10 protein-coding genes are annotated in these 6,960 nt (G+C 63.4%); all 10 read right to left on the bottom strand.

Annotation, left to right across the window (positions count from 1 at the left end; genetic code table 11):
* Positions 1–286 (bottom strand): DUF502 domain-containing protein (locus M0954_RS16740; protein ID WP_297354347.1); only part of this gene is annotated, 286 nt, incomplete at its 3' end.
* A gap of 74 nt (positions 287–360) precedes the next feature.
* Entirely contained in the window at positions 361–747 is a 387-nt protein-coding gene (locus tag M0954_RS16735; RefSeq protein ID WP_133892786.1) for an FmdB family zinc ribbon protein, read from the bottom strand.
* Positions 748–885: 138 nt separating this feature from the next.
* Complete coding sequence (locus tag M0954_RS16730; RefSeq protein WP_297354345.1) at positions 886–1,515, bottom strand: thiopurine S-methyltransferase; 630 nt, start codon at positions 1,513–1,515, stop codon at positions 886–888.
* 1 nt (position 1,516) lies between these two features.
* Positions 1,517–3,094, bottom strand: coding sequence for a ubiquinone biosynthesis regulatory protein kinase UbiB (ubiB, locus tag M0954_RS16725; RefSeq protein ID WP_297354342.1), 1,578 nt, complete (start codon positions 3,092–3,094; stop codon positions 1,517–1,519).
* A gap of 15 nt (positions 3,095–3,109) precedes the next feature.
* Positions 3,110–3,754, bottom strand: a complete 645-nt coding sequence (locus M0954_RS16720) for an SCP2 sterol-binding domain-containing protein (RefSeq protein ID WP_122153373.1) — start codon at positions 3,752–3,754, stop codon at positions 3,110–3,112.
* A 113-nt stretch (positions 3,755–3,867) separates the two neighbouring features.
* Positions 3,868–4,899, bottom strand: a complete 1,032-nt coding sequence (locus M0954_RS16715; RefSeq protein ID WP_297354340.1) for a TIM44-like domain-containing protein — start codon at positions 4,897–4,899, stop codon at positions 3,868–3,870.
* Positions 4,900–4,936: 37 nt separating this feature from the next.
* Positions 4,937–5,668 (bottom strand): bifunctional demethylmenaquinone methyltransferase/2-methoxy-6-polyprenyl-1,4-benzoquinol methylase UbiE, encoded by a 732-nt coding sequence (gene ubiE / locus M0954_RS16710; RefSeq protein ID WP_122153371.1) that lies wholly within the window; start codon positions 5,666–5,668, stop codon positions 4,937–4,939.
* 66 nt (positions 5,669–5,734) lie between these two features.
* Positions 5,735–6,148, bottom strand: a complete 414-nt coding sequence (locus tag M0954_RS16705) for a DUF971 domain-containing protein (protein ID WP_074263358.1) — start codon at positions 6,146–6,148, stop codon at positions 5,735–5,737.
* 7 nt (positions 6,149–6,155) lie between these two features.
* Positions 6,156–6,584: an HIT family protein gene (locus M0954_RS16700; RefSeq protein ID WP_123385356.1), complete on the bottom strand. Its 429-nt coding sequence runs from the start codon at positions 6,582–6,584 to the stop codon at positions 6,156–6,158.
* A 34-nt stretch (positions 6,585–6,618) separates the two neighbouring features.
* Positions 6,619–6,960: DUF3400 domain-containing protein (locus M0954_RS16695; protein WP_297354338.1), on the bottom strand; the 342-nt coding region annotated here is incomplete at its 5' end.

The following is a 6,960-nucleotide window of genomic DNA, read 5'->3' as shown; positions in this document are numbered from 1 at the left end:
GAATATGGCCGACCAGCAGTTCCCACCACTTCACGAGCTTCTGCCCGATGAAGTTCTGCGTCAACAGTCCGACGATGAAGATGAACGCCAGCGTCAGGACTGCCCCCAAGCCTGGCAGACGGAAGCCGAGCGCCCGCTCCGGCTGCCACGACTCCGGCAGCAACAGCAGCGTCTGGTCCATCGTGCCGATAATCAGACCGAGCACCCACAACGTGATGGCCAACGGCACCAGCACCAGCAGGCCGGTCAGGAACACCGATTTGAGCGTCGTTTTTTTCGTCGTCATGTGTATCGCCAGAAAGCCACCCCGGCCAGGCCGGTTGTGGCGAGTGCGCCGCCTCGTCGAGACGGCAACGCTAGCTAGGCGCTGCCGGAGCCGCTGCCGCTGGTACTAGACGGTGCGGCTGCAGGCGCTGCGGGTGTTGCTGCGGTGCTGGTGGAACTCTCGGCTGCGCCGCTCGACGAGCCGGCCTCAGCGGAGCCGCCTTCGGTCTTCGCGGGCGCGGCTGCCTCACCGTTCGCACCATTCGCACCGTCCGGGGCCGCCGCGCTCTTCGCGCTGTTGCCGCCGCGGAAATCGGTTACATACCAGCCCGAACCCTTCAATTGGAACCCGGCTGCGGTCACCTGCTTGCGGAATGTGTCTTTTCCGCACTCGGGACAGATCGTCAACGGGGCATCGCTCATCTTCTGAAGCGCGTCCTTCCCGAAGCCGCATGATTCGCAGCGATACGCATAGATCGGCATGATCTTTTCCCTACATTAATCTGGCAAACGCTTGCAAAGCCTTGAATTATAGCCGCAAACGATCTTCGCCCCCCGGTTTTCAGGAGCGGGCGGCCGACGCAACCACCGTTCGCGCATATGGGGGCGCTCAGTGCGGGATCAAGTCCTCGTCGAAGCGCGGCGGCGCCAGGTGAGCCAGCGCTCGCGGCCGGCGAACACCGGAATCGAGTCGCTCACCGGTTCGTCTTCGAGCAGCTCGAAATGCGGATTCAGTAACGCGTCGAGTTCTGCGCGCTCGATTCCGAACGGTGGACCTTTCGGGGTCGCGCCGAGAAAGAAGAAGCCGGCCAGTAGAGTATCCGCTGGCAGAAGCTCGGCCATGCGTTGCGCATAATCTGCGCGGCGGTCCTTCGGCAGCGCGCACAGAAATGCGCGCTCGTACATCCAGCCTGGGGTGAACGGAGGCTGCCAGGTGAAGAAATCGGCCTGGTCGACCACGTCTGCGTGTGCACCGAGTTGCGAGCGCGCCGTCGCCACGGCGGCCGGCGAGAAATCGATCGCCTGCACGCAGCGCCCTTGACGGGCCAGCCAGAGTGCCTCCCATGCGCTGCCGCAACCGGGGATCAGCACTGTCGCTTCGGGATGGCGCGTCGCGAAAGCCTGAAACGCTGCTTGCACGCCCGCCTGGTCCCATGGCATGAAGCCGCGTTCGAAGCGTTCGTCCCAGAACGCCGGCGAGTTCGGATCGCGGGTGGCGAAGTCGGCGCCCGCTGGATTCAACGGATCCACTCTATCCACCATAAACCAGCGCGAGCCACGCCCGCGCCACCACCGCGCCAATTCCGACCGCAATGCCGAACAGCAGCAAGCCTTGCAACAGCCGGTTGGTGCGCTTCTGCTCGAGCAGGATCTGGCGGACCGTGTCGTCGCCCGGACCACGTTGGCCGTCGTGACGCTCCGCCAATACGTGATGAATCAGCCGCGGTAGTTGCGGCAACGTTTTGCTCCACTGCGGCGCTTCGATCTTCAGACGCTCGAGCCAGCCGCGCAGACCGATCTGCTCGTTCATCCAGCGTTCGAGGTAAGGCTTGGCCGTCTTCCACAAGTCGAGTTCGGGATCGAGCGAGCGCCCGAGTCCTTCGACGTTCAACATTGTCTTCTGCAACAGCACGAGTTGCGGCTGGATCTCGACGTTGAACCGGCGCGACGTGGAGAAAAGGCGCATCAGCACCTGACCCAGCGAAATGTCCTTGAGCGCACGGTCGAAGTACGGCTCGCAGACTGCCCGAATCGCGCTCTCCAGCTCCTCGACGCGCGTAGTGGGCGGCACCCAGCCCGACTCGAGGTGCAGCGTGGCGACCCGATGGTAGTCGCGCTTGAAGAACGCGAGGAAGTTCTGCGCGAGGTAGTTCTTGTCGAAGTCCGACAGCGCGCCGATGATGCCAAAGTCCAGCGCGATATAGCGCCCAAAGTGCGCCGGGTCGAGGCTGACCTGAATATTGCCGGGGTGCATGTCCGCATGGAAAAAACCGTCGCGGAACACCTGCGTAAAGAAGATCTCGACGCCTTCGCGGGCCAGCTTCGGAATGTCCACGCCGGCGGCACGCAGTGTTTCCACCTGGCTGATCGGCACGCCGACCATGCGCTCCATCACCAGCACGGTGGGCGTACAAAACTCCCAGTACATCTCAGGCACCAGCAGCAGATCGAGCCCGGCGAAATTGCGGCGCAACTGGCTGCCGTTGGCAGCCTCGCGCATCAGGTCGAGCTCATCATGCAGGTACTTGTCGAATTCGCCGACCACCTCGCGCGGCTTCAGACGCTTGCCGTCGGCCCACAGGCGTTCGGCCCATACGGCGATATCACGTAGCAGCGCGAGGTCGGAGTCGATCACCGGCAACATGTTCGGCCGCAGCACCTTCACTGCAACGGCCTTGCCGGCATGCTGGCCGGCCTTCACCTTGGCAAAGTGCACCTGTGCGATCGACGCGCTCGCGACCGGTACCCGTTCGAAATCGTCGAACAGCACATCGACTGGCGCACCCAGCGACTTCTCGACAAGACCGATCGCCACGTCCGATGGGAACGGCGGCACCTGATCCTGCAGCTTCGCGAGCTCATTGGCGATATCCAAAGGCAGCAGGTCGCGCCGGGTAGACAGCACCTGGCCGAACTTCACGAAAATCGGCCCGAGGCTTTCGAGCGCGAGGCGCAGCCGCACGCCGGGCGGCTGGTCGAACTTGCGGCCGATCGTGGTGATGCGCAGCAACAACCGCACGCGGCGGTCGTTGATACGGCTGAGCATCATCTCATCGAGACCGAAGCGGATAACCGTAAAGAAAATCTTGAGGAAACGCAGAAAACGCATGGTTGAGCCCGGTGACTAGCGCGTGCCGCGCGACGTGGCGGCGCCGCCCGGCGTATTGGCGCCGCGGGCTTCGACCTTCTGTTCAAGGCGCTCGAGACGCTTTTCGACGCGTGCCAGCGCATCGCGGGCGCTGGCGAGTTCGGCGTTGAAATCGTCTAGCGCGGCGCGGCGCACCAGTTGCGGATTTTCATCGAGCAGGTACTCGGCGACCGAGTCGAGCAGATTGCGCCCCGTGCGGCGGGCATGCTCGCCGACCGAGCGCGCAACCGTTGCCACCCGCCACGCCGGACCGTCGCCGATCAGCCGCGCCAGATCTTCCTCCGGCTCCCAGCGCAGATGCTCGGCCAGCTTCGCGATCAACGTAGCGAATTCCGCGTCGCCCTCGATCTTCACATGCTTCATCACCGCCGCCTGGCCGCCTTGCACGAAGGCCGGCAGCGCCTCGGGCGGCACCGAGATGGTGACATCGAACTGGTGTGTTTGCGTTTCGTCGACCGCGGCCAGATAGCCGTCCGGCTGGACGAGCAGCATGAGAACGACCGGCGGACAGGACAGCCGGGCGGTCTTGCCGGCATAGGGAGCGAGGCGCTCGCGGGCCCACGATTCGCGGGCGAGCAGATGATTGACGGCAGCAGCGAAGGGCTTGGCGGCGAGGGTCATTGAGAGTGGCAAGAAAAAACCCGCGCGGGCGATGTGCCCGCGCGGGTTCCTATTGTAACGTCCGTTCGCTTCCCGGCTTAGTCGGCCTTTTGGCCAATGCACGAGGCGTCACGTCAATGCGAGGGGGCGGCTTCACTGAGTGCTACCTGCTGGATACCGGCGAGCAGCCACCCTTCACCGGCGCGGGTCGATTTCGACAGATTCCAGATTTCCACGAACGGCTCAGCCGGCGCGCCCGAAGTTTCACGGATCAGGCCCGAGAAACGCACGCTGGCCAGATACTCGCTGCCGCGGTCTTCGACGCCCAACAGCTCGGCGTTCAACTGCACCACGTCAGTCAGAGTGGACTCCGGCCCGCGCGAATCGAGGTCAATCTTCACTTCGGCGAACATTTCCGGCGTCGTGAATTCACGGATATCGGCGATGTTGCCCACGTCCCAAGCAGCTTGCAGGCGCACGAAGTACACCTTCGCGTTGCGGACAAACGCTTGCGAGTCGAAGCCCGCGGGTACGGCAGGCGCCGCCTGCGTCACCGGCGTGGCCAGGGCGGCATTGCCCTGCGGTTCAAGGTAAGACCCGCTCTGCGCGGACGGCGCCTGAGTGAAGCTGGGCTCCTGCGCGTAACCGTTACGTGCGGCGTTCAGACCCGGCGAGGCGCCCGCATACGTAGGTGCTGCCGCGTCACGCTTGCGAGCCACAAAACGGCGGATCAGCCAGATCGCCAACATCGCGATGGCGGCAATCACGAGCATATTGGCCATGGCACCGGCAAACGCCTCACCCATCCCGAAGTGCGAGAGCAGCGCGGCGATACCGAGACCCGCGGCCAGACCGGCGATCGGCCCGAGCCAGCGCGAGCGGTTAGGCGCGGCCGCCGGCGTCGGCGACGCTTGCGCACGCTGCGCCTGAGCGGCCTGAGCCGATTGCTGCGGGGATTGAGAAGGCTGTGCCGGCGGCGTAGTTTGCCGCTGCATGGTGCTGGACTGCTGACGACCGATACTGCGGCCGCCGCCGATGCGCCGTGCCTCGGCATCGAGCGAGGCAACGGTGGCAAATGCGATCGCACCGACCATCACTGCCAGTCCGATTCTCCTTGCCAACGACCCCTTGACATTACGGGAAGGTAACAAACGCGAATCGGACATGATGGAAATTTCCTTTAAAAACGATGAGTTAGGAACCCTAGTATTTGGTCCCCACGTGTAAAGCTACCACACCAGCTGACAAATTGTAATATTTGACGCCGTCGAGGCCAGCTTGTTCCATCATTGTTTTTAAAGTTTCCTGGTCCGGGTGCATCCGGATCGATTCCGCCAGGTAACGGTAGCTCTCGGCGTCTTTCGCAAAGCGCTCGCCGAGCCACGGCAGCACCTTGAACGAGTAGACGTCGTAGGCTTTTTTCAGCGGATCCCACACCTTCGAGAATTCCAGCACCAGCAGACGGCCGGCCGGCTTCAGCACGCGGCGCATTTCCGCCAGCGCGATGTCCTTGTGGGTCATGTTGCGCAAACCGAACGCCACCGTCACCACGTCGAAGTAGTTGTCCGGAAAGGGGATTTTTTCCGCGTCGCACAACAGCGCCGGCGTGACGATGCCTTTGTCCAGCAGACGGTCGCGGCCCACTCGCAGCATCGACTCGTTGATGTCCGTATGCCAGACTTCGCCAGCGGAGCCAGCCTTTTTGGCGAATTCCTTGGATAAATCGCCCGTGCCGCCCGCGATATCCAGCACCTTGTAGCCCGGCCGGACGTTCGCCTGGGCAATCGTGAACATCTTCCACGCCCGGTGCATGCCACCCGACATCAGATCGTTCATCAGGTCGTAATTGGCGGCGACGGAATGGAACACGCCCGCCACCTTCTGCGCTTTTTCCTGTTCGTCTACTGTCTGAAAGCCGAAGTGGGTTTTGCTCATCGCGTTCGTCCTTTCGCGTATTCTTGAATGTTGCACCGCATCAGCGCGGCGTCAGGCCGAATCGTATCAGTGACAATGACCGTGCGGGGCGCTGGCTGACGCCATCGGCGCGTCGCGGTCGACACCGGCCGCTTTCAGTTTGTCGAGATATTCGCGCCAGAGTTCATCCTGGCGGGTGGCGATGTCATACAGCAGGTCCCATGAATAGAGCCCGGTGGAGTGGCCATCCGAGAAAGTGGGCTGCAACGCGTAGTTGCCCACGCCCTCGATCGCGGTGATCGTCACCTCGCGCTTGCCGGTCTGCAGCGTCTCCTGCCCCGGCCCGTGGCCGCGCACTTCCGCCGAGGGCGAGTACACCCGCAGCAGTTCGAACGGCACGCGAAACGATTCGCCGTTTGCGTATTGCAGTTCGAGCGCGTGCGATTTGGCGTGTACCACCACGCCGGTTGGCACCGGTGTGTCGCGAGTCAGTCCACTCATATTGACCTCAGGCCAAAGCTTGTTCGATTTCCTGCCGCACCGCGTCGCGCAGCAAGGTCGCCTGCGCCCGGCGTGATGACAGCAACGCCTCCGACACCGTGCGCTGGCGCGGCGCCCAGACCGGCAGTGGGAAATGGGCGTCGTTAGAGAAACGCGGAATCACGTGCCAGTGCACGTGCGGCACCTGGTTGCCGAGGCTCGCCAGATTCACCTTGACCGGTTGCAGGATGCGCCGCATGGCGCGCTCGACGGCGTACACGGCGCGCATCACGCGGTCGCGGTCGCCCTCGGCGAGATCCGAGAACTCGGCAACGTGCTTGTTCCAGATCACCCGGCAGAAGCCCGGGTAATCGTGTTCGTCGGCAAGGACGACACGCATCGTATCGTCCTGCCACAGCACATCGCCGCCATCTTCACGGCAAAATACACAGTCCATCGTCGTCCTCAAGCGGAAATCGTCAGTCGTGCCATTAAACCAGCACGCGCTCGATTCCGCCATTGTTCGCACGCTGGACGTAATCGGCCATCCAGTCTTCACCCAGCACGTGGCGCGCCATCTCGACGACGATATAGTCCGCCTCGATGTTGGCGTCCTCGTTGTAGCGCGACAGCCCTTGCAGGCAGGACGGGCAGCTTGTGAGTATCTTGATTTCGGTGGCGCCGTTCGGCGTCGGGCCGTCGCCGGCCTTGAGCACCGAGCCATCCGGCGCGCCCGCCGCACCGGCAGAGGCATTGGCCGGGTTGATCCCGTTCGCGCCCGCTTCGGCCACTAACGGAATGCCACGCAACTTGGCCGCACCCTTGCGGATTTC

Source organism: Paraburkholderia sp., from assembly GCF_026225065.1.
Classification (GTDB): domain Bacteria; phylum Pseudomonadota; class Gammaproteobacteria; order Burkholderiales; family Burkholderiaceae; genus Paraburkholderia.
This window is presented reverse-complemented; position numbering and strand designations above follow the sequence as displayed.

Bases quoted from the DNA above. Each gene is read 5' to 3' on its own strand.
- M0954_RS16735 (WP_133892786.1), bottom strand. From the start codon at position 747: ATGCCGATCTATGCGTATCGCTGCGAATCATGCGGCTTCGGGAAGGAC.
- ubiB (WP_297354342.1), bottom strand. From the start codon at position 3,094: ATGCGTTTTCTGCGTTTCCTCAAGATTTTCTTTACGGTTATCCGCTTC.
- M0954_RS16720 (WP_122153373.1), bottom strand. From the start codon at position 3,754: ATGACCCTCGCCGCCAAGCCCTTCGCTGCTGCCGTCAATCATCTGCTC.
- M0954_RS16715 (WP_297354340.1), bottom strand. From the start codon at position 4,899: ATGTCCGATTCGCGTTTGTTACCTTCCCGTAATGTCAAGGGGTCGTTG.
- ubiE (WP_122153371.1), bottom strand. From the start codon at position 5,668: ATGAGCAAAACCCACTTCGGCTTTCAGACAGTAGACGAACAGGAAAAA.
- M0954_RS16705 (WP_074263358.1), bottom strand. From the start codon at position 6,148: ATGAGTGGACTGACTCGCGACACACCGGTGCCAACCGGCGTGGTGGTA.
- M0954_RS16700 (WP_123385356.1), bottom strand. From the start codon at position 6,584: ATGGACTGTGTATTTTGCCGTGAAGATGGCGGCGATGTGCTGTGGCAG.